This is a genomic window from Phaeospirillum tilakii, assembly GCF_042683125.1.
GTDB lineage: Bacteria > Pseudomonadota > Alphaproteobacteria > Rhodospirillales > Magnetospirillaceae > Phaeospirillum > Phaeospirillum tilakii.
Genome location: NZ_JBHUIY010000026.1, coordinates 1 through 22042, shown reverse-complemented (window position 1 = coordinate 22042; position 22042 = coordinate 1). Strand labels below are relative to the sequence as shown.

At 71.9% G+C, this 22042-nt stretch carries 18 protein-coding genes; 10 read left to right on the top strand and 8 right to left on the bottom strand.

Annotated features, from left to right (window positions below):
• Positions 1-24: 24 nt before the first annotated feature.
• The 5 genes from sdhA to ACFSNB_RS12840 form a co-directional block, all read right to left on the bottom strand.
• Positions 25-1809 (bottom strand): succinate dehydrogenase flavoprotein subunit, encoded by a 1785-nt coding sequence (gene sdhA, locus ACFSNB_RS12860; RefSeq protein ID WP_377317171.1) that lies wholly within the window; start codon positions 1807-1809, stop codon positions 25-27.
• Between the two features lie 4 nt (positions 1810-1813).
• Positions 1814-2194 (bottom strand): succinate dehydrogenase, hydrophobic membrane anchor protein, encoded by a 381-nt coding sequence (gene sdhD, locus ACFSNB_RS12855; protein WP_377317169.1) that lies wholly within the window; start codon positions 2192-2194, stop codon positions 1814-1816.
• A gap of 16 nt (positions 2195-2210) precedes the next feature.
• On the bottom strand, positions 2211-2588 hold the full coding sequence (gene sdhC / locus ACFSNB_RS12850; RefSeq protein ID WP_377317167.1) for a succinate dehydrogenase, cytochrome b556 subunit: 378 nt from the start codon (positions 2586-2588) through the stop codon (positions 2211-2213).
• 261 nt (positions 2589-2849) lie between these two features.
• Positions 2850-3674: a M23 family metallopeptidase gene (locus ACFSNB_RS12845; protein ID WP_377317165.1), complete on the bottom strand. Its 825-nt coding sequence runs from the start codon at positions 3672-3674 to the stop codon at positions 2850-2852.
• Positions 3671-4420, bottom strand: a complete 750-nt coding sequence (locus tag ACFSNB_RS12840) for a hypothetical protein (RefSeq protein ID WP_377317163.1) — start codon at positions 4418-4420, stop codon at positions 3671-3673. Before ACFSNB_RS12840 ends, ACFSNB_RS12845 begins: the two co-directional genes overlap by 4 nt.
• A 113-nt stretch (positions 4421-4533) precedes the next feature.
• Between ACFSNB_RS12840 and ACFSNB_RS12835 the strand changes: the two genes are divergently transcribed.
• Positions 4534-7971, top strand: a complete 3438-nt coding sequence (locus ACFSNB_RS12835; RefSeq protein WP_377317161.1) for an FAD-dependent oxidoreductase — start codon at positions 4534-4536, stop codon at positions 7969-7971.
• A gap of 140 nt (positions 7972-8111) precedes the next feature.
• Complete coding sequence (gene pgi, locus ACFSNB_RS12830; RefSeq protein ID WP_377317159.1) at positions 8112-9758, top strand: glucose-6-phosphate isomerase; 1647 nt, start codon at positions 8112-8114, stop codon at positions 9756-9758.
• A 148-nt stretch (positions 9759-9906) separates the two neighbouring features.
• On the opposite strand, the gene ACFSNB_RS12825 is transcribed toward pgi, so the two are convergent.
• A complete protein-coding gene (locus tag ACFSNB_RS12825; RefSeq protein ID WP_377317157.1) occupies positions 9907-10719 on the bottom strand; it encodes an undecaprenyl-diphosphate phosphatase in 813 nt (270 codons plus the stop codon).
• Positions 10720-11338: 619 nt separating this feature from the next.
• Between ACFSNB_RS12825 and ACFSNB_RS12820 the strand changes: the two genes are divergently transcribed.
• From ACFSNB_RS12820 to ACFSNB_RS12810, 3 genes are read left to right on the top strand one after another with little or no spacing between them, the layout of a single operon-like run.
• Positions 11339-13333: a TonB-dependent receptor plug domain-containing protein gene (locus ACFSNB_RS12820; protein WP_377317155.1), complete on the top strand. Its 1995-nt coding sequence runs from the start codon at positions 11339-11341 to the stop codon at positions 13331-13333.
• Complete coding sequence (locus ACFSNB_RS12815; RefSeq protein WP_377317153.1) at positions 13314-14120, top strand: energy transducer TonB; 807 nt, start codon at positions 13314-13316, stop codon at positions 14118-14120. Before ACFSNB_RS12820 ends, ACFSNB_RS12815 begins: the two co-directional genes overlap by 20 nt.
• A gap of 21 nt (positions 14121-14141) precedes the next feature.
• A complete protein-coding gene (locus ACFSNB_RS12810) occupies positions 14142-15389 on the top strand; it encodes an ABC transporter substrate-binding protein (RefSeq protein WP_377317151.1) in 1248 nt (415 codons plus the stop codon).
• A 151-nt stretch (positions 15390-15540) separates the two neighbouring features.
• Here the strand turns inward: ACFSNB_RS12810 and ACFSNB_RS12805 are convergent, their stop codons facing one another.
• Both ACFSNB_RS12805 and ACFSNB_RS12800 read right to left on the bottom strand, forming a co-directional pair.
• The gene (locus tag ACFSNB_RS12805) at positions 15541-16605 is read right to left on the bottom strand and encodes a MaoC family dehydratase (protein ID WP_377317149.1); all 1065 of its coding nucleotides are present in this window, start codon (positions 16603-16605) and stop codon (positions 15541-15543) included.
• Positions 16602-17498: an HpcH/HpaI aldolase/citrate lyase family protein gene (locus tag ACFSNB_RS12800; RefSeq protein ID WP_377317147.1), complete on the bottom strand. Its 897-nt coding sequence runs from the start codon at positions 17496-17498 to the stop codon at positions 16602-16604. Before ACFSNB_RS12800 ends, ACFSNB_RS12805 begins: the two co-directional genes overlap by 4 nt.
• 110 nt (positions 17499-17608) lie before the next feature.
• On the opposite strand from ACFSNB_RS12800, the gene pdxY reads away from it, so the two are divergent.
• The 5 genes from pdxY to ACFSNB_RS12775 all read left to right on the top strand — a co-directional run.
• A complete protein-coding gene (gene pdxY, locus ACFSNB_RS12795; protein ID WP_377317145.1) occupies positions 17609-18469 on the top strand; it encodes a pyridoxal kinase PdxY in 861 nt (286 codons plus the stop codon).
• Positions 18470-18719: 250 nt separating this feature from the next.
• Positions 18720-19196 (top strand): CreA family protein, encoded by a 477-nt coding sequence (locus ACFSNB_RS12790; RefSeq protein ID WP_377317143.1) that lies wholly within the window; start codon positions 18720-18722, stop codon positions 19194-19196.
• Positions 19193-20812: a hypothetical protein gene (locus ACFSNB_RS12785; RefSeq protein WP_377317141.1), complete on the top strand. Its 1620-nt coding sequence runs from the start codon at positions 19193-19195 to the stop codon at positions 20810-20812. Before ACFSNB_RS12790 ends, ACFSNB_RS12785 begins: the two co-directional genes overlap by 4 nt.
• Entirely contained in the window at positions 20812-21771 is a 960-nt protein-coding gene (locus ACFSNB_RS12780; protein WP_377317139.1) for a glycosyltransferase family 9 protein, read from the top strand. Before ACFSNB_RS12785 ends, ACFSNB_RS12780 begins: the two co-directional genes overlap by 1 nt.
• Positions 21768-22042, top strand: a 275-nt coding sequence (locus ACFSNB_RS12775; RefSeq protein WP_377317137.1) for a hypothetical protein, incomplete at its 3' end; no start/stop codon positions are given. The genes ACFSNB_RS12780 and ACFSNB_RS12775, both read left to right, overlap by 4 nt.

The following is a 22042-nucleotide window of genomic DNA, read 5'->3' as shown; positions in this document are numbered from 1 at the left end:
TGCGGTTTCTCCTTCCCGGGGCGATCAGTACACGCGCTTCTTCGGCTTGATGTACTCGACCTCGTCGGTCAGCGTGTAGGTGTGGACCGGACGGTAATCCAGCCGCACCTTGCCGCCTTCGACCCAGGCCAGGGTGTGCTTCAGCCAGTTGACGTCGTCGCGTTCGGGGTAATCCTCGTGGGCGTGGGCGCCACGGCTTTCGTGCCGCGCCTCGGCCGAGACGATGGTGGCCAGCGCGCAATCCATCAGGTTCTCGAGTTCGAGCGCCTCGACCAGATCGGAGTTCCACACCATCGAGCGGTCGCTGATGCGGATCTGGTCGAGCGTGCCGGCGACCTGCCCCATCTTCTCGACGCCCTCGGCCAGCGTCTTGGCGGTGCGGAACACGGCGGCGTCGTTCTGCATCGTCTTCTGCATCGCCAGCCGCAGCTCGGCGGTCGGGGTCGGGCCGTTGGCGAGGCGCAGCCGGTCGAAGCGGGCGACCGCCTGATCGCCGGCGTTCTGCGGCAGCGGCTTGTGCGGGGTGCCGGGCTTGAGGGTGGCGGCGGCGCGCAGCGCGGCGGCGCGGCCGAACACCACGATGTCGAGCAGCGAGTTGGTGCCGAGCCGGTTGGCGCCGTGGACCGAGACGCAGGCCGCCTCGCCGATCGCCATCAGGCCGGGCACGGTGGCGTCGGGATCCTCGGCGGTCGGGCGCAGCACCTCGCCATGCAGGTTGGTCGGGATGCCGCCCATGTTGTAATGGACGGTCGGCAGCACCGGGATCGGCTCGCGGGTGACATCGACCCCGGCGAAGATCTTGGCGGTCTCGGAAATGCCCGGCAGGCGCAGTTCCAGCGTCTCGGCGCCGAGATGTTCGAGATGGAGGAAGATGTGGTCGTTGGCCTTGCCGACGCCCCGCCCCTCGCGGATCTCCATCGTCATCGCCCGGCTGACCACGTCGCGCGAGGCCAGATCCTTGGCGGTGGGGGCATAACGCTCCATGAAGCGTTCGCCGGCCGAGTTGGTCAGATAGCCGCCCTCGCCGCGCGCGCCCTCGGTGATCAGGCAGCCCGAGCCGTAGATGCCGGTGGGGTGGAACTGGACGAATTCCATGTCCTGCAACGGCAGGCCGGCGCGGGCAACCAGGCCGTGGCCGTCGCCGGTGCAGGTGTGGGCCGAGGTGCAGGAGAAATAGGCCCGGCCATAGCCGCCGGTCGCCAGCACCACCCGGTGGGCGCGGAAGCGGTGCAGCGTGCCGTCATCGAGGTTCCACGCCATCACGCCGCGGCAGGCGCCGTCCTGATCCATGATCAGGTCGAGGGCGATGTACTCGACGAAGAACTGACAGGAATGCTTGAGGCACTGCTGATAGAGGGTGTGCAGGATCGCATGCCCGGTGCGGTCGGCGGCGGCACAGGCGCGCTGCACCGGCTTCTCGCCGTAGTTCGACATGTGGCCGCCGAACGGGCGCTGATAGATCTTGCCCTCGGGGGTGCGCGAAAACGGCACGCCGAAATGTTCGAGTTCGTAGACCGCCGGCACCGCCTCGCGGCACATGTACTCGATCGCGTCCTGGTCGCCCAGCCAGTCCGACCCCTTGACGGTGTCGTACATGTGCCACTTCCAATTGTCCTCGGCCATGTTGCCGAGGGCGGCACCGATGCCGCCCTGGGCGGCGACGGTGTGGGAGCGGGTGGGGAACACCTTGGTGATGCAGGCGGTATGCAGACCGGCCTGTCCCATGCCCATCGTGGCGCGCAGGCCGGCGCCGCCGGCGCCGACGACCACCACGTCATAGGTGTGGTCGATGATCTTGTAGGCGGGCATGGGCTCAGACTCCGACAGCGACTTTCAGGATCGACACCGCCATCACCGCGCCGAGCAGCACGGCGGCCAGGATCGAGGCGGTCAGCAGGGTGAATTTGATGGTCTCGCCATGGACATAGTCGGCGATCACCACCTCGACCCCGAGCTGGGCGTGGTACAGCGCGGTCAGCACCGTCAGCGCGAGCAGGGTGGCATTGATCGGCTGGCCGGCCCAGGCGACCACCGCGGCGTGGTCGGCATGGGTCAGGTGGATCACCGACACCACGAACCACAGCGACAGCGGGATCAGCGCGATGGCCGACACGCGCTGGGCGTAGAAATGCCCGACGCCCTCGCGGGCGGAACCGAGGCCGCGGGCGCGGCCCAAGGCGGATCTGAGTCTCACGTCCGACCCCTTCTCGTTAGAAACCGATGGTCCAGGCCAGCGCGGTCAGCACCAGCGCGGCGGCGACGGTGGCGAGGCCGGACCGCTGGGCGTCGCGGATCTCGAAACCGAGGCCCGCATCCCAGAACATGTGCCGGATGCCGTTGCACAGATGGTAGAACAGCGCCAGCGACCAGCCGAACAGCAGGATCCGCCCGGGCACCGAGCCCAGCACCGCCTGGGCGGTGGCGAAGGAATCGGGGCCGCTGGCCGCCGCGACCAGCCAATAGGCCAGCACCGCCGTCCCCACCGCCATCACCACCCCGGTGATGCGGTGGCTGATCGACAGAACCGCCGTGAACGGCATCTTGTAGATCTGAATATGAGGGGAAAGCGGCCGATCGCGCTTCGTCATGGCATGAGCCCCAGAATGGCGGAAAGTCCCGGGGCCGTGCCGGCCCCCCGAGCAGTGTGGGGAAATTGTTTATCCAGTTGCGTCGGACAAGTCAACGATCCGAGCCACACTTTCCGGCGGGAAACCCCACCCGGACGCAGGGTTTTGAGCCACCCCTTCGGGTGGGGAAGATCAACCACCACCTCGGGCGGGCCGGGGACGGACGCAAGATATAGACCTCCGCCGCCGCCGTTGCATTGAAGAAACGTGGCCGCCGCCGGCTCAGGGCGGCGCCAGCACCGCCAGCACCGCCTCGGGATCGAGCCGGCGGTCGAGCCAGGACAGGCCGAAATGCAGATGCGGCCCGGTGGCGCGGCCGCTGGACCCGACCGCGCCGATGGTGTCGCCGGCGGCGACCCGCTGCCCCTCGGCGACGTCGAGGCGGGACAGATGGGCATAGCTCGACATCAGGCCGAGGCCGTGATCGATCAGCACCGTGCCACCGGTCAGGAACAGGTCGGGATCGGCCAGCACCACCCGGCCGGCGGCGGTGGCCCGCACCGGGGCCCCGGCCGGGGCGGCGATGTCGAGCCCGGAATGGGGCGCGCCGGGATGACCCTCGTAGCTGCGGCGGCTGCCGAACACCCCCGACACCGGGCCGGCGGCGGGGCGGACCAGCCCGCCCTCGAAGGCGGGATCGAGACTGACCCGGGCGCGGCAGGCGGTCAGCCGGGCGGCGTCGGCGCGGATGCGGGCCAGCGCGGCGGGATCGGGCGCGGCCTGGGACGGCGGCAGGCCGGCGATGCGCTGCTCGGGCCAGGACCGCGGGGCGACGGCGAGAGCGAACCGTTCCTCGCCGCCATCGGGATGGCGCAGGGTCAGCACCGCGCCGGCGGCGGCGTCGCGGCCGAAGCCGAGCAGAAAGCGGCCGGAGGCGGCCACCGGCACCGCGACCGCGTCGAGCCAGACCTGATCGCCCGGTCCGGCCCGCCCGGCCAGCAGCCCGCCCTGTTCGGCCCGGCCGGCCAGTTGCGGCGGCTCCGCCGCCGCCGGCAGGGCCGGCAGCAGCAGCAGCAACAGCAGCAACGCCGGCAGCAGACGGATCATGGCGCGGTCTTCGGCATCCAGCGCAGGCTGGCGACGCTGCTCTGATTGCACAATTCGGTGATGCGGGCGGCGGACAGCCGGCTCGGGGTGATGCCGTTGATCGACAGGGTGCCCTTGCGCACCAGCGTCCAGCCGGCGGCGGCACAGACGTGGGGCGGCACCTTTTCGGCCACCACCACCGTCGGCTGGCCGTCCTGCACCGTCCGCCGCAGCGGCCCGCCGAGCAGATGGGTCGGCATCGGCGCCGTTTCGGCGGCGGCGGCGATCTGCTCGGCCAGCCGCTGCCCGTCGGCCATTTCCGGCGCCGGGGCGGGATGGACGGTCAGCCCCCACACCCACAGCAGACAGCCGACCAGGACGGTGCCGCCGCCGGCGATGGTGAGGGCGCGGGCGGCGGCATGATGGTGCGACGGCGACGACGGGCGGCGGCGGCGTTTGGGCGGCGCGGGCAGCCCCCGCGCCGTTTCCGGTCGGGGCCGCCGGGAATCGCGGGCGCGACGCAGCACCACCAGACACTGGCGGGCGGCGAGGCGAACCGTTTCCGGCCGGTCGGGCACCACGCCGGCCAGGATCGAGTCGATCTGGCCGGTCAGTTCGCCCCGCAGCGCCTGGTCCGACGGACGGCGCAGCATCAGCCCGAGCGCGGCCAGACTGGCGTCACGCAGGCGCGCCGGATCCTCGGTCTGGGAAATCTTGTGGATAAGGGCCTGGAACAGCGCGCCCTGTTCCTCGGTCGAGGCTGTCATTGGCACTCGGCATGTCCATCTACATCAACAGCCCATTCCCAGGCGCAAGCCTGACAGCGCAAAGTTTAATAAGATATTACACCAACGGGTAAGAGCCCTAGGCAGGAGAATATATGACATCCGATTTGGCCCACATCACGCTCGCCCACGACCTGTCGCTGGCCGACCTTTATCAACGGCAGGGGTTGATCCGGCTCGACCGGATCTTCCTCGACGGGCTGTCCGCGACCGATCCGGCGCTGGCGACATGGCTGGGCGCGGCCCGGGCCGGCGCGCCGAGTCCGGCCGACCGCCCGGCGCTGATGCTGGCGCTGGCGCCACTGCTCGACGATTTCCTGGCCGGGCTGTTCGGCCTGCGCGCCCCGGTGGCGGCGCTGGCGGCGGCGCATGACGAACTGGCGCCGCTGTTCGCGGCCAAGCGCCAATTCGTCCAGCGCCGCGCCGCCCGCGCCTATCCGCCGGCCGAGGCGGCCGGATTCGACCTCGCCGCGCTGACCGCCGCATACGAGACCCGCAGCGGCGAGCCCTACAGCGATCTCGGCTTCGCCCGGCGGGTGCTGGGCTGGCTCGACGACGAGGCCGCCCACGGCGACGATCTCGCCCTCGCCACCCGGCTGGCGGCGGCCCGGCTGGCCGGCGCCCCCGGGGCCGGGCCGGCCGGACCGCTGTTCACCCTGCCCGAACGGCGCGACCCCGCCGCCCCGCCCGGCGCCCGCCGCCATGACGAGGACGGCCGCCAGGTGTGGCGGGCCGAGCCGGCGGCGCGGCGCGCGCGCGACGGCTTCGACCTGACCGATCCCGGCACCGGGCTGGCCCAGGCGCTCGATCAGGCCCGCTACTGCATCCATTGCGCCCATCAGGGCAAGGACAGCTGCCGCACCGGGCTGGTCCGGCGCGACGGCGGCGCCCATGCCGGCTGCCCGCTCGGGGTGCGGATTTCCGAGATGCACGAGACCAAGGCCGCCGGCCTGCCGCTGGCGGCGCTGGCGGTGGTGGCGGTCAACAATCCGCTGCTGGCCGGCACCGGCCACCGCATCTGCTCGGCCTGCCAGGAGGCCTGCATCTACGGCAACCAGAACCGCGACCCGGTCGATACCCCGGCGGTGGAAAGCCGGGTGCTGCGCGACGTGCTCGACCTGCCGTGGGGGTTCGAGATCTATTCGCTGCTGACGCGGTGGAATCCGCTCGATTTCGACCGGCCGCTGCCGCTGCCGCCGAGCGGGCGGGCGGTGCTGGTGGTCGGGCTCGGCCCGGCCGGCTACACCCTGGCCCACCACCTGCTCCAGGACGGCCACACCGTGGTGGCGATCGACGGGCTGAAGATCGAGCCGCTCGACCCGCGCTGGTCGGGGCGGACCGCCGACGGCGCCCGCCGGCCGTTCCAGCCGCTGCGCGACGTGCGCGCCCTGGCCCGGCCGCTGGGCGAGCGGGTCCCGGGCGGGTTCGGCGGCGTCGCCGAATACGGCATCACCGCCCGCTGGGACAAGAACAACCTCGACCTGATCCGCCTGCTGCTGGAGCGGCGCGAGTCCTTCGCCCTCCATGGCGGGGTGCGGTTCGGCGGCGCGCTCGATTTCGACCGCGCCCGCGCGCTCGGCTTCGACCATGTCGCCCTGGCGCTGGGGGCGGGACGGCCGACCCTGCCCGATCTGCCCGGGGCGCTGGCGCGCGGGGTGCGGCTGGCCTCGGACTTCCTGATGACCCTGCAACTGACCGGGGCGGCGCGGCGCGACGCGCTGGCCCATCTTCAGCTCCGCCTGCCGGTGGTGGTGATCGGCGGCGGCCTGACCGCGATCGACGCCGCCACCGAGGCGCTGGCCTATTACCCGGTCGAGGTCGAAAGCTTCCTTGCCCGGGTCGAGGCGCTGACCGTGGCCGACGGGGTGTCGCCGCTCGACGGCTGGCCGGCGGCCGAACGGGCCATCGCCGAGGAATTCATCGCCCATGCCCGGGCGATCCGGGCCGAACGCGCCGCCGCCGCCGCCGAGGGCCGCCCGCCCCGGCTGGGGGCGCTGCTGGCGGAATGGGGCGGGGCCACCGTGGTCTATCGCCGGGGGCTGGCCGACAGCCCGGCCTGGCGCAACCGCGACGAGGTCAGCCACGCCCTGGCCGAGGGGATCGGCTTTGCCGAACACCTCACCCCGCTGGCGATCGAGACCGATGCCGACGGCGCCGCCAGGGCGATCCGGCTGCGCGACGCCGGCGGCGCCGAGCATGTGATGCCGGCCCGCACCGTGCTGATCGCCGCCGGCACCGCTCCCAACACCGCCCTGGCGCGCGAGCTGCCCGGCATCACTCTCGACGGCGCCTATTTCCAGGCGGTGGACGAGGATGGCGGCCCGGTCACCCCCGAGCGCAGCCCCAAGCCGGCGCAGCCCGCGGTGCTGATGCGGGTCGAGGGCCAGGAGGGGCGGGTCAGCTTCTTCGGCGACCTCCATCCGTCCTATGCCGGCAACGTGGTGTCGGCGATGGCCTCGGCCCACCAGGGCCACGCCGTGATCACCCGCGCCCTGGCCCGGCTGCCGGCGGGCGCGGCACCGCCGGCCGAGGTGCTGTTCGCCGGGCTCGACGACCTGCTGCGGCCGACGGTGCAGTCGGTGACCCGGCTGGCGCCGCGCATCGTCGAACTGGTGGTGCGCGCCCCCGCCGCCGCCCGCGCCTTCCGCCCCGGCCAGTTCTTCCGCCTACAGAATTACGAGCGGCCATGGGGCCGGCCCGAGCCGGACCGGCTGGCGATGGAGGGACTGGCCCTGACCGGGGCCTGGGTCGATCCCGCCGCCGGGCTGGTGGGGATGGTGGTGCTGGAGATGGGCGGCTCGTCCGATCTGGTCGCCACCCTGCGTCCCGACGAGCCGGTGGTGCTGATGGGGCCGAGCGGCGCCCCCACCCATGTCTGCGGCCACGAGACGGTGCTGCTGGTCGGCGGCGGGCTCGGCAACGCGGTGCTGGTGTCGATCGGCGCCGCCTTCCGCGCCGCCGGGGCGCGGGTGCTGTATTTCGCCGGCTACCGCACCACCGAGGACCGCTTCAAGCCCGACGAGATCCGCGCCGCCGCCGACCGGGTGGTGTGGTGCGTCGATCGCGGCGCGGCCTTCGCCGCCGAATCGCCGCACGAGCACAGTTTCGTCGGCAACGTGATCGAGGCGATCGAGGCCTATGGCCAGGGCCGGCTCGGCCCGACCGACCTGCCGCTCGACAGTGTCGACCGGGTGATCGTGATCGGCTCGGACCGGATGATGGCGGCGGTGGCGGCGGCCCGTCACGATCGGCTGGCGCCCTGGCTGAAGCCGGATCACACCGCGATCGGCTCGATCAACGCGCCGATGCAATGCATGCTGAAGGAGGTCTGCGCCCAGTGCCTGCAACGCCACCACGACCCGGTCAGCGGCGAGACCCGCTTCGTCTTCACCTGCGCCGACCAGGACCAGCCGCTCGATCAGGTCGATTTCGCCAGCCTGGGCGACCGCCTCGCCCAGAACGCGGTGTGGGAACGGCTGGGGCGGCGCTGGATCGACCTGCGCCTGCGCCAGGGCGGCTGGCGGGAGGGGTGATCCCCCGCCCGCCGGGGGATGCGTCATCGTTTCGACATCAATCTTTCACATCGTGACGGTTCCAGCCACCGGCGACAGCTTCGCGGAAGCGGAGTACAGTCGCCGGCGGTTTACGCTCTCGAGGGGGGAACTCAGAGGTCATGACCCATCCGACCACGCTGCCGGCCTGGGCGGCGCTCGAAGCGCGCGCGGCGACCGAGGGAGCCCGGCCGATGCGGGCGCTGTTCGCCGAGGATCCGCGGCGTTTCGCCGATTTCTCGCTGCGGCTGGGCGACCTGCTGCTTGATTATTCCAAGAACCGGATCGACCGGATCACCCGCGAGCTGCTGGTGGCGCTGGCCGGGCAGGCCGGAGTCGAAGCGGCGCGCGACGCGATGTTCGGCGGGGCCGAATGGAACCTGACCGAGCATCGCGCCGTGCTGCATGTCGCCCTGCGCAACCGCTCGGACCGGCCGGTCCGGGTCGGCGGCCAGGACGTGATGCCCGAGGTGCGGGCGGTGCTCGACAAGATGCGCGACTTCGCCACCCGGGTGCGCGACGGCTCGTGGCGCGGCGCCACCGGCCAGCCGATCCGCGCCGTGGTCAATATCGGCATCGGCGGTTCCGACCTCGGCCCGGCGATGGTGGTCGAGGCGCTGGCGCCCTACCGCCAGCCCGGACTCGACGTCCATTTCCTCTCCAACGTCGATGGCAGTCACGCCGCCGAGATCCTCAAGCGTTGCGATCCGGCCACCACCCTGTTCATCGTCGCCTCGAAGACCTTCACCACCCAGGAAACCATCGCCAACGCCCACACCGCGCGCGACTGGCTGGTGGCGGCGCTGGGCGAGGCGGCGGTGGCCCATCATTTCGTCGCCCTCTCGACCAACGCCCCGGCGGTGACCGCTTTCGGCATCGACCCGGCCAACATGTTCGCCTTCTGGGACTGGGTCGGCGGACGCTATTCGCTGTGGTCGGCGATCGGCCTGTCGATCGCGGTGGCGATCGGGTTCGAGCGGTTCGAACAATTGCTCGACGGCGCCTTCGCGATGGACGAGCATTTCCGCACCGCCCCGCTCGGGGCCAATCTGCCGGTGCTGCTGGCGCTGATCGGGATCTGGAACGCCAATTTCCTCGGCGCCGAGGCGGTGGCGGTGCTGCCCTACGACCAGTATCTGCACCGCTTCCCCGCCTTCCTCCAGCAGCTCGACATGGAAAGCAACGGCAAGTCGGTCGCCCGCGACGGCAGCCCGGTCGGCTGGAGCACCGGGCCGATCCTGTTCGGCGAGCCCGGCACCAACGGCCAGCACGCCTTCTACCAGCTGATCCACCAGGGCACCCGGCTGATCCCCTGCGACTTCCTGGTCGCGGCCGAGACCCACAATCCGATCGGTCCGCACCACCCGATGCTGCTCGCCAACGTGCTGGCCCAGGCCGAGGCGCTGATGCGCGGCCGCGACGAGGCCGAGGTGCGGGCCGAGCTGACCGAAGCCGGCCGGCCGGCGGCCGAGATCGACGCGCTGGTGCCGCACCGGGTGTTCCCCGGCAACCGGCCGAGCAATTTCCTGCTCTACCGCAAGCTCGACCCCCACACCCTCGGCAGGCTGATCGCGCTCTACGAGCACAAGGTGTTCGTGCAGGGGGTGATCTGGGACATCAACAGCTTCGACCAGTGGGGGGTCGAACTGGGCAAGGCGCTGGCCAAGGTGATCCTGCCCGAACTGACCGGCCCGGCCGCGCCGGCGGCGCATGACGGTTCGACCGCCGGCCTGATCGCGGCGGTGCGCGCCCTGCGCGGCGAGGAATAGCCGCCAAGGGGCGCCCACGTTATCGGGCTGCCGCCCGAACCCGCTTGGGGCGATGCCCCAAACCCCCTTTATTTTCAAAACAAGGGGAGGTCTGGAGGCGCCAGCCTCCAGGTGGGGGCGGGGCGGCAGCCCCGCAGCGCCTCCGTGATCAGGCCGGACCGAGCGAGGTCCAGGCGACGGCGGCGAGGATCACCACGCCGAGGGCGATCCGGGCCAGGGCGAACGGGGCGTAGGAATGGCGCCCGACCCAGGCCATCATCGCCGCCACCGCTACCAGCGCGATGCCGCCGGAGGCGACGGTGGCGAGCTGAAGATCGCTCGACAGGATCGGCTGGGCCTGCCGGGTCAGCCGCCACAGGTCGAACAGGCCGGCGCCGAGATGGAGCGGGATCGCCAGCAGCAGCGAGAACCGCGCCGCCTCGACCCGTTCCCACCCCAGCAGACGGGCGGCGGAAATGGTGATGCCGGTGCGCGACACCCCGGGAACCAGCGCCAGCACCTGGGTCAAACCGAGCCCGGCCGCCAGCGGAATCGACAGATGCTCGACCCGGTGGACGGTGACGCCGAGCCGGTCGCAGCCGAGCAGCACCACGCCGCCCAGCACGATCAACCCGGCGGCGGCCAGCGGCCCGACCAGCCCCGCCGCCGGCACGGCGAGGAACCCCGCCGCCAGCGCGGTCGGCACGGTGCCGGCGGCGACATGCAGCATCAGCCGCGAGCCGGCATCGGGCTTGCCCTTGGCCAGCCGCCACAGGCCAAGCGCCATCGCCAGCACGTCGCGCCAGAAATAAAGCAGCAGCGCCAACAGGATGCCGAAATGGGTCGCCACCGACAGGGCGGCGCGGGCGCTGTCGCTGCCGGTCAGTCCGGGCAGGGCCGCCAGCGGCCCCGAGGCGCCGAGCGGCAGCGCCTCCCCCAGGCCCCGAATCAGGGCGACCAGCAAAACATCAAGCAAAGTCAACGGTCTGCCTCCCGATGGTCCACCGGAGGTTTATAGCACCCGACCGGACCGGCCGAAAGAGATACCACATCCCGCGTCAATCGTTGGGGGCGACCGGCGACCCGATGGCCTTGTTCCGGCCCTGGCCTGGCCTTGGCCCCCGCCGCGGAAGGGCGTGGAAACGTAACGGATGATTTTTTCACCGTTGCCACCCCCCCTTCAATCGCCTTGTCGTCTCCCCGCCCGGCCACCGCCCGGGACCACCACGGGTCCCGGCCAAGGAAAACCGCGCCGGGTTGGGTGACACGCCAGGAAAACGAAGGGATCCACCCGCCTCCTTTGATCCGCCTTCGAACAGAGCCGGCCATCCCGACAGGATCGGCGGGGCAACGCCATCCCCGCCAAACGGGAATGACGCTCGATCTTTTGGCATATTCCCGCAAATGGCGAATATTTGTTGTGTGGCTACTCATTGCGACGGGCATTTTCCTCGCCACACCGTCCCCCTGTTCATTTTTCGGTCATCGTCATATAGCATGGCTATATAACGAGCACAGGCGGTGCCGGCGCCACCCCGCCCAAGGGACGCGGCGACGGCTCTTCCGCCATCCGTACAAAGGGGGACGCGATGAATCGACCGATGACGGTCGCCATACTGACCTGTACCGCCCTGGTCCCATGGGGGGCCCGGGCCGCCGATGACGGCATCTTCACCCTGGGCGAAGTGCATGTCGCCGCCCCGGCCGAAAGCGAGCTGCCGGGCACCTCGACCCTGACCCTCGACCAGATGCGCCTGCTCAACCGCGACACCCTCGACGACGCCCTCGCCACCATGGCCGGCGCCTCGGTGACGCGGGGCGGCAGTTCGCGCAACGAGGCCAATTACTATATCCGGGGCATGGACCGGACCCGGGTGCCGCTCTACATCGACGGGATCCGGGTCTATCTGCCCTACGACAACCGGCTCGACATGGCGCGGTTCACCACCACCGACGTGGCGGAAATCCAGGTGACCAAGGGCTACAGCTCGGTGATCAACGGCCCGGGCGCGATGGGCGGCTCGGTCAATCTGGTCAGCCGGCGGCCGACCTCGGCGCTGGACGGCGACCTCCGCAGCGGGGTGTCGCTCGACGGCAACGGCGCCTTCAACGGTTTCACCTCCGATGCCTATGTCGGCAGCCTGCACGATCAATGGTACGTCCAGGGCTCGGGGCAATGGGCCCAGAAGGACCATTTCCGCGTTTCCGACGATTTCGGCGCCACCCGCTATGAGAATGGCGGCAACCGCAACGAATCCGGCAAGGAGGATTACAAGGTCAACCTCAAGGTCGGCTACGTTCCCGAGGCTGGCGACGAATACGCCATCAATTACATCGAGCAGAACGGGCGAAAGAGTGCGCCGCCCAACGCCGTTTCCAACGATCGCTACTGGCGCTGGCCGGAATGGGGCAAGAAAAGTCTCTACTGGCTGTCCAACACCAGCTTCGGTGCGAACGATTACATCAAGGTCCGTGCCTTCTATGACTGGATGGACAACCGGATCAAGTTCTACGCCAATGACAGCTACACCGCGCCCAACGCCAATCAGGGCGTCTGGAGCCGCTATCAGGACACCGCCTTCGGCGGCAGCGTCGAAGGCGGCCTCGGCCTGTTCGGCGGGCGCGACCTGATCCGCGTCGCCCTGCATGCCCGCTCCGACACCCACCGCGAGCGCAGCCAGACCAGCCCGACCGTGACCGAGCCGTGGCAGGATTCGATCGAGCAGACCTATTCCGCCGCGATCGAGAACACCTTCCGGGTTACCCAGGACTGGGACGTGATCGCCGGCCTCGGCTACGACATCCGCAATCTGGAAAAGGCCCAGGACTGGTCGAACAACCTGATGGTGCCCTACCGGCGCAACGACGATTTCGCCCTCAACCCGCAATTGGCGACGATCTACCGCTACAGCGACAGCGGCAAGCTCAGCGCCTCGATCGAGCGGCGGACCCGCTTCCCCACCCTGTTCGAGCGTTTCAGCACCCGCTTCGGCCTCGCCTACGGCAATCCCGACCTCAAGGCGGAAAAGTCGCTCAACACCCAGATCGGGATCAAGGACACCCTCGCCCCCGGCCTGCGCGGCGGCCTGACCCTGTTCCATTCCTACCTCGACGACGCCATCGTCTCGCGCAACGTCGCCATTCCGGTGGTCGGCACCCGTTCGGTGTCGTTCAATTCCGGCAAGGCCCAGCATCAGGGCGTCGAGGTCGAACTGTCGGCCCAGCCGCTCGAGGTGCTGGAACTCGGCGCCAACTACACCTTCATGGTGGTCGAGCCGGGCGACAAGTCGGTGCGGCTGACCGGGGTGCCGCGCCACAAGGCGATCCTCTACGCCGATTGGGAGGCGCTCGACGCGGTCCATGCCGTCCCCTCGGTCGAACTGGGGTCGGAACGCTGGATGCAGAACACCTCCAGCCAGGCCTATTACCGGGGCGCCGATTACGCCCTGGTCAATTTCAAGCTGGCGTGGAAGCCGCTCGACGCTCTGACCCTCGAGGCCGGCGCCAAGAACATCTTCGACGTCAATTACAACACGGTGGACGGGTTCCCGGAGGAAGGGCGGAATTACTTCGCCGATGTCCGGGTCACTTTCTGAGCCGGCGGACGGTGGAGTCCGGCGGGAGGGCGGCCCCGGCCCGACCGGGGTCGCCGCCTCGCTGCTGGCGCACGCCCTGGCGGTGGCCCTGCTTGCCGCCGGACCGCCACCACCGTCGCCGCCGGAGCCGCCGGAGCCGCCGCCACCGCTGCCGGTCGAACTGGTGACGCCACCGCCACCGCCGCCGCCGGCGACCGCCGCGCTCGCTCCGGCCGCGCGCCCGCTCCCGCTTGCCCCGGCGGCTCCCACCGCCGCGCCCCCGCGCGCCGCGACCGTCCTCCCCCCGGCGAAGCCGCGTCCGTCCGCGCCCGCACCGGCCCCGGTGGCGGCGCCGCAACCGCTGGCCGCCCCGGCTGAAACCGCCCCCACCGCCCCGGCGACGAACGACACGGCGGACGGGGCGGCGGATGGGGCGGCGGCGGGAGCCGGCGCCACCGGTTCGTCCCCCGCCGCGCCCGGTGGCGGCCCGACCGGCGGCGGGCGCGGCGGGGGCGGCGACGGCGACGACTCGGTCGATGCCTACCTCGCCGACCTGCGGCTGCGGCTGCAACGCGCCTTGATCTATCCGGCCAAGGCCCGCCGCCTCGGCCTGCACGGCGAGGTGCGGCTGCGCCTGCGGGTGCGGGACGACGGCCGGATCGATCCCGAATCGATCACCGTGCTGGGCACCGCCCCCGACCCGCTGCTGGCCAACGCGGCGATCGAGGCGGCGCGCCGGCTGGCCCTTGCCTCTCCGCCCCGCCCCGATCTGGTGGTGGTGGCGCCGATCACCTTCCGTCTGGAATAGGAGTTTGAGATGAATCCAAGGATGACCTTGCTGCTGGCGGCATTCTGGCTGGCCCTGGCCGGTCCGGCCGCCGCCGAAACCCTGCGGGTGCTGACCAGCTATCCCCCCGAGATGATCGAGCTGTACCAGCAGGCCTTCGCCCGGGTCCGGCCCGACCTGACGCTCGAGGTCGAATATGATCACGGCGGCGGCGCGCTGAAGACCCTGCGCAGCCCCGACCAGGGCGGGATCGACGTGTGGTGGGCCCCGGCCGCCAACGCCTTCCCGGTGCTGGCGCGCGAGGGTGGCCTACAAAAGCTGCCCGGGCTCGAGGCCGGGATCGAGACCAGCCTGCGCGGCGTCGCGCTGGGCGACCCGGCGCGCGGCCTGCTGCCGTTCGAACTGGCCGGCTACGGCCTTGCCCTGCGCGCCGACCGGCTTGCCGCGCGCGGTCTGCCCCTGCCGGCGCGCTGGGACGATCTGGCCAAGCCGATCTATGCCGGCCAGATCGCCCTGCCGGTGCCGTCGGCGATCGGCTACGCCCCGCCGATGCTGGAGACCCTGTTGCAGGAGCGCGGCTGGGAGCAGGGTTGGGCGACCTGGGCGGAAATCGCCGCCAACGCCACCCTGGTCGATGCCGGCGGCGGCGTCGCCGTGCTCAACGAACTGCTCGACGGCGACCGCTCGATCGCCCTGACCATGGATTTCTTCGTCCGTCCGCTGCGCAAGGAGGGCAAGCCGCTGACCTTCACCTATCCGGCGCCGACCCTGCTGAGCCCGGCCCATGTCGGAATCCCGGTCAAGGCGCCCCATCCCGAGGCCGCCCGGGCCCTGGTCGCCTTCCTGCTGTCGGACCAGGGCCAGACCCTGCTGTTCGACCCGGCGGTGTCGCGCCTGCCGGTGCGCCGCGCCGTCTATGCCGAGGCCCCGGCCGACGTCGCCCGCCCGTTCGATCCCCAGGCCGCCGGCGGCCGGTTCGACCCGGCGCTGGCCAATGCCCGGCAAGCGGCGGTGACCGCGCTGTTCGACGAATGGATCGCCGTCCGCCACGCCAAGCTGCAATCGCTGTTCGCCGCGATCCACGCCGCCGAGGCCAAGGGCGACCGGGGCCGTGCCGCCCTGGCCCGCGCCGCGCTGGCCCACCCGCCGCTGACGGCGGCGGCGGCGGCCGACCCGGCCCTCAACGCGCTGCTGCGCAACCCCGACAGCGCCGAGGCCAAGACGATCCGCGCCGGCTGGCGCAGCGAGGCCGATCAGACCATCGAGCACGCCTTCGCCGCCCTGCACTGACCCTAATCCCCCGGGAGGCTGCCGCCTCCCGGGGCGGGCTGCCGCCCAGGCCCCGCCCGGAGCGATGCTCCGGACCTCCTTCTTTTTTTATCGACGAAAACAAAGGGGGTCGGGGGCATCGCCCCGGCCGGGTGCGGGCGGGAGCCCGCTTTCAGCGTCGCGGCATCAGCACGGTGTAATCGAAATCGAGCACCACCGCCGGATCGGTGTCGCGGCCGTTGGCGGCGAGCAGCGGGAAGGCGTCGCAGGGCTGGTTGCGGGTGGCGACCAGCCGCAGCCGCAACGCCCCGACATCGGTGCGGCCGGGCAATTCGATCCGTTCCAGCACCTCGCTCCAGGCGAACAGGGTGTCGCCGGCGAAGGTCGGGTTGGCGTGGCGGCCGCCATTGATCGCGGCGAGGCGGAAGGCGTTGCCGAGGCCGTTGAACGACAGCGCCCGGGCCAGCGACAGGACGTGGCCGCCATAGATCAGCCGCCGGCCGAAGCGGCCCTGGCTTTCGCTGAACTGGTTGAAATGGACCCGGGCGGTGTTCTGCCACAGCCGGGTCGCCATCATGTGTTCGGCTTCCTCGATGGTGACGCCATCGACATGGTCGATCTTCTCGCCCGGCTGGTAATCGTCCCAGCGATAGGGGCTGCCGGCAAGGGTGTCGTCATAGGAAGCGAGGTCGAGCCCGGCCGGCACGATCAGATCGGCGGCGGCGACCGCGCCGGGCAGCTCGGGCACCCGGGTTTCGGCCAGCACCGCCTCGGGGTCGCGCTTGCGCACCATCACCCAGCGGACATACTCGACCGCCACCGCGCCGCGCTGGGTGCGCCCGGTGGTGCGGACATAGACCACCCCGGTCTGGCGGTTGGAATTCTCCTTGATCCCGATCACCTCGGACACCGCGTCGAGGGTGTCGCCGGGATAGACCGGCGCGCCGAAGCGGCCGCCGGCATAGCCGAGATTGGCCACCGCGTTGAGGCTGATGTCGGGCACGCTCTTGCCGAACACGACGTGGAACACCAGCAGATCGTCGAGCGGGGCGTGGCCGTCGCGGCCGAGCCCGACCGAACCGGCGAAGCTGGCGGCGGACTGAACCGCGAAGCGCGACCCGTACAATGCGGTGTAGAGCGCGACGTCGCCGCAGGTGACGGTGCGCGGGGTGGCGTGGCGGAGGATCTGGCCGAGCCGGAAATCCTCGAGGAAATTGCCGCGATTGGTCTTGCTCATCGCCCCGCCTCCGCCTGGGCGGCGTCGAGCTCGCCGATCCGCGCCGCCAGATCGACCAGACGGCGGGCATTATCGACATGCAGCTGTTCGACCAGCCGGCCATCGACCACCACCACCCCGCGCCCCGCGGCCTGGGCCTCGGCATGGGCGGCGATGATCCGGCGCGACCAGTCGAGTTCGAGCGAACTGGGGGCGAACACCCGGTTGGCGGCGGCGATGGTCTTGGGATGGATCAGGGTCTTGCCGTCGAAGCCGAAATCGCGGCCCTGCCGACAGGCGGCCTCGAATCCCAGCTCGTCGTCGAGGTCGAGATGGACCCCGTCGAGCGCGGCCAGCCCGTTGGCCCGCGCAGCCAGCAGGGTCAGGCCGAGTGCGGTGACCAGCGGCTGGCGGTCGGGGGTGTGGGCACAGTGCAGGTCCTTGGCGAGGTCGGAGGTGCCCATCACCAGCCCGGCCAGACGGGGGCTGGCCTCGGCGATCTCGGCCACCCGCAGCACCCCGCGCGGGGTCTCGATCATGCACCACAGCGCGAGCGAGTCCGGCGCGCCGGCGGCGACCAGCGCGGCCTCGACCTGACGGACCATGTCGGCGCTTTCGACCTTGGGGATCAGCACCGCGTCGGCCCCGGCGGTGGCGGCGGCGACAAGGTCGGCCTGGCCCCACGGGGTGGCGAGACCGTTGACCCGCAGCAGCAATTCGCGCCCGCCATAGCCGCCCTCGGCCAAGGCGGCGACCACCAGCCGGCGGGCCTCTTCCTTGGCGTCGGGGGCGACGGCGTCCTCGAGGTCGAGGATCAGGCCGTCGGCGGCGAGGGTGCGGGCCTTGGCCAGCGCGCGCGGATTGGAACCCGGCATGTAGAGGACGGACCGGCGGGGCCGGGGGGTGGCGGCCATGGGGCGGCTCCTTGGTCGGGGACGAGGCGAAAGGGGTGGAAAGGGTAACAACCCGGGGAAGGCTTGGCAAGGTTGCAGCGCAATAAAAGGTCGTCTATACCGGAGCCGCGATGCAGATTGTTTCCCTCCAATCGGCGGTGGCGTTCGGCCATGTCGGCAATTCCGCCGCCCTGCTGCCGTTGCAGCGGCTCGGCCACGAGGTCTGGCCGATCGACACGGTCCAGTTCTCCAACCATCCCGGTCATGGCGGCTTTCGCGGCCGGCGGCTGCCGCCCGACCACCTCGCCGAGATGGTCGAGGGGCTGGCGGCGGTCGGGGCGCTCGATGGCTGCGACGGGCTGCTCAGCGGCTATCTCGGCGCCGCCGGGGTGGCCGAGGTGGCGGCGGCGGCGATCCGCCGGATCCGCGCCGCCAATCCCGCCGCGCTCTATCTGTGCGACCCGGTGATGGGCGATTTCCCCGGCGGGCTGTATGTCGATCCCGCCTTGCCCGAGGCCTTTCGCCGCCTGCTGCTGCCGCTGGCCGACCTGATCACCCCCAACCGGTTCGAGCTGGAAATGCTGGCCGGCACCCCGGTCGGCGACCTCGCCGCCGCCGAAGCCGCCGCCCGCCGCCTGCTCGGCCGCGACGGCGCCGGGCCCGGCGCGGTGGTGGTGACCGGCCTGCCGGCGGGGGAGGACGCGCTGGCGGTGCTGGCGGTCACCGCCGGGGAAGGCTGGCGGGTGGACAGCCCGCGCCTGCCCTTCGCCCCCGAGCCGAGCGGCACCGGCGACCTGCTGGCGGCGCTGCTGTTCGGCCACCGGCTGGCCGGCCGCCCCCTGCCCGAGGCGCTGGCGCTGGCGGTGTCCGGCCTGCATGCGGTGCTGGAGCGCACCCGGGCCGAGGGGCGGCGCGAACTGGCCCTGGTCGCCGCCCAGACGGCGATGATCGACCCGCCCCGCCGCTTCGCCGCCGTGCCGCTGCCGTCCTGACCGGGGGGGCGAAACCGGCCCCACGACTGGCGGACTCGTCGAATCTCCCTATGTTATGGGCCCGCCCCCGCGCGTGTCCGCCCCGGGTTCCCGTTGCCACGGGAATCCTGACCGGATTTTGCAGGACGTTTCGCGCGGCGGACCGGCCAAAAAGACCCGTGCGCCGGGCGGCGGCGTCGGGTAAGACAGGATAGGGGACATCACGGAGACGACCGGGGCCGGCCGGTCGCGAGCGATGGAAAGGGAAACCATGACGAGACTGGCGAAAAGCCTGGGGCTGGCGATGGTGGCGGCGGTGGCGCTGGCCGCGCCGCTGGGCGCCGAGGAAATCGGCAGCGTCTCGACCGTGTTCAAGGCGATCGGCCCCAACGACAAGATCGTGGTCGAGGCGTTCGACGACCCCAAGGTGGCCGGGGTCACCTGTTACCTGTCGCGCACCAAGCTGGGCGGGATCAAGGGGGCGATGGGCATCGTCGAGGAGCCCGACGACGACGCCGCGATCTCGTGCCGCCGGGTCGGGCCGGTCCAGATCGCCGAATCCTTCCGCGACGGCGAGACGGTGTTCAAGACCGACACCTCGCTGCTGTTCAAGACGATGCAGGTGGTGCGGTTCTTCGACCGCAAGCGCAACGTGCTGGTCTATCTGGTCTACAGCGACAAGATCATCGAGGGCTCGCCCAAGAACTCGGTCTCGGCGGTGTCGCTCGACAAGAACGTGGCGCAGTGACCACGCTGCCCGAGGATCAGCGGCGGCTGCTCGACGGGTTGCTGGCCCAGCTCGGCCGCCAGCCCGATCAGGCGGCGCTGATCCACTTCGTCACCGAGGTGCTGCGCAGCCTGCTGCGCCGCCAGGGCGACACCGAGTTCCGCGAGGCGATCGAAGCCGCCTTCGTCGAGGGGGTGGTGCAGCACGACCGGCCGGAACAGCGGGCGCTGGCGGCCGAGGTGATCCGGGTGGTGATCGTCAAGCGGCCGGAGATCGCCCGGGCGTGGCGGGCGGCGCGGGGGGGCGCGGCCGCCGCCGACGCCCCGGCCCGGCGCAGCAGCGACCAACCCGACCACGCGCCCGCCCCGCCCCCCCCGCCCGTCCCCGCCCTCGACGATCCGTTCGCGGTGGCCGAGGCCGGGCTTGGCCGCTATCTGGCCGAACTGGTCCGCCGCCGCGTCACCGCGTTCGAGACCCCGCCGGCGCGGATGCCCTCGGCCGCCTACCGGGTCGGCCCCCCGTTCTTCCTGTTCGATCCGTCCTTCCCCGACCTGCTGGCCGGTTTCGTCGCCGGGCCGCTGCTGCGCGCCTGCCGCGACGGGATGGAGCGGCGGGTCTATCGCCCGTTCGAGGACCGCATCCCGCTCGACGACCATGACTGGGCCGCCTTCATGGAGGACAAGCGCGAGGCGGTGTGGGCGATCCTGCTCGACCGGCTGAGGAAGCTGGCCGAGGCGCAGCGGCGGGCCGAGGCCAAGCAGACCGCCCCCGAGGCCGCGCCGGCCGCGCCGAGCTATCGGGTGGTGGAAAAGCGGGTGACCCGGCCCCGGGTGTTCAAGGTGCTGGGGGTCGGCTTCACCCTGGGCGAGGTCACCACCACCCGCCGGGTGCGGGTGCGCCGGCCCGACCCCAACGCGCTCGACCCCGAGGAGGTGACCGCGCTCGACCTGTTCGCCGCGCTCGACCGCGAGGCGGAACAGCACGGCATCGATCTGCCCGACGGGGTCGATCTGGCCCTGATCCGCGCCCTGCTCGCCGGCGATCCCCGCCCGTTCGCCACCACCCGCGACGCCCTGATGGCGCTGATGGGCCATGCCAGCACCAGCGGCCCGTTCCTGGTCGAGAAGTTGCAGGCGGCCGAGCACAGCCTCGACCCGGTGCTGGTCGACATCCTCGGCATGATGCTGTTCACCCGCTTCGGCCATGCCCGCTTCGGCCTGACCGAACTGCAATCCTATTGCCACGGCGTGTCGCGCGACACCGCCGGCACCGCCCCGTCCCGGCCGTTCTGCACCCAGGAACTGGCCGCCCGCCCCGGCGCCCTGGTGGTGCAGTTCCGCGAGGCGATGCGCCGCCGCGCCCATGCCGACGTGGTCGGGACGACGGTGGCGCTGCTGGTGGAGTGCTGGCTGGGGCTGGGACGGCAGGGGCTCACCGCCGCGCTGGCCGAGGGGCTGGCGCTGTTCGACAGTTTCGGCCCGCTGTTCGCCGACGATCCCGACCGCGCCGCGCTGATCGAGCTGACCCGGATGGTGCGGGACGAGCTGACCGCGCCGACGCTCGGGCGCGCCTCGCTGCTGCTGGCGGTGGGCCGGATCTACGACCCGGTGGCGCGGCGGGCGACGGGACGGCACTGATGCGGATCCTGTTCATCACCGCCAGCCGGATCGGCGACGCGGTGCTGTCGAGCGGCCTGCTCGACGCCCTCGCCCGCCGCCATCCCGAAGCCCGCTTCACCGTCGCCTGCGGCGCGGTGGCGGCGCCGCTGTTCGCCGCCGCCCCGTTCGTCGAGGAGGTGATCCCGATGGTCAAGCGCCGCCGCGCCGGCCATTGGCTCGACCTGTGGCGCCGCACCGTCACCCGGCGCTGGGCCCTGGTGGTCGATCTGCGCGGCTCGGCGCTCGGCTGGCTGCTGCCGGCGTGGCGGCGGCGGGTGCTGCGCTCGTCGTGGGAACCGCGCCACCGCCTGTTCCACCTCGCCGGACTGCTCGACCTCGACCCGCCGCCGCCGCCCCGCCTGTGGGCCGGCGCGGCGCAGCACGAGGCCGCCGCCCGCCTGATCCCCGCCGGCCCGCCGGTGCTGGCGGTGGGGCCGACCGCCAACTGGGCCGCCAAGCAATGGCCGGCCGAACGTTTCGTCACCGCGATCGAGCGGCTGACCGCGCCCGACGGCATCCTGCCCGGGGCGCGGGTGGCGGTGCTGGCCGCCCCCAGCGAGCGGGCCCAGGCCCAGCCGGTGCTCGACGCGGTGCCGGCGGCGCGGCGGATCGACCTCGCCGACGGCCGCGCCGACCTCGTCACCCTGTTCGCCGCGCTCGGCCGCTGCGCCTTCTATCTCGGCAACGATTCCGGGCTGATGCACATGGCCGCCGCCGCCGGCTGCCCGACCCTCGGGCTGTTCGGCCCCTCGTCCGAACTGTTCTACGGCCCGGTCGGCCCCCGCGCCGCCAGCGTGCGTGGACCGCGCTCGTTCGAGGACATCTGCCACGCCCCCGATTTCGACCACCGCCGCGGCGATTGCCTGATGCTCGACCTCGACCCCGACCGGGTGGTCGCGGCGGCGCGACGCCTATGGACCACCCCGGCACAGGCGTGACCCTGCGGGCGCCGCGCCGGGTCGGCCGTCGCCCCATCCCCCGCCCATGGCGCCGGTCGCTGCTGCCCTGGGCGCTGGCGGCCTCGCTGCTGCTGCATGCCGCGCTGGTGCTGGTCAGCTACGAGCGCCTGCGCCGCCCGCCGCCGCTCCCGCCCGAGGAACAGACGGTCGAGGTCGATCTCGCCCCCCTCCCCCCGGCCCCGCCGCCCCCCGCCGCCGCGCCCGCCCCGGCGCCGCCGGCGACCCCGCCGGCCCGGCCGCAGCCGCCGCC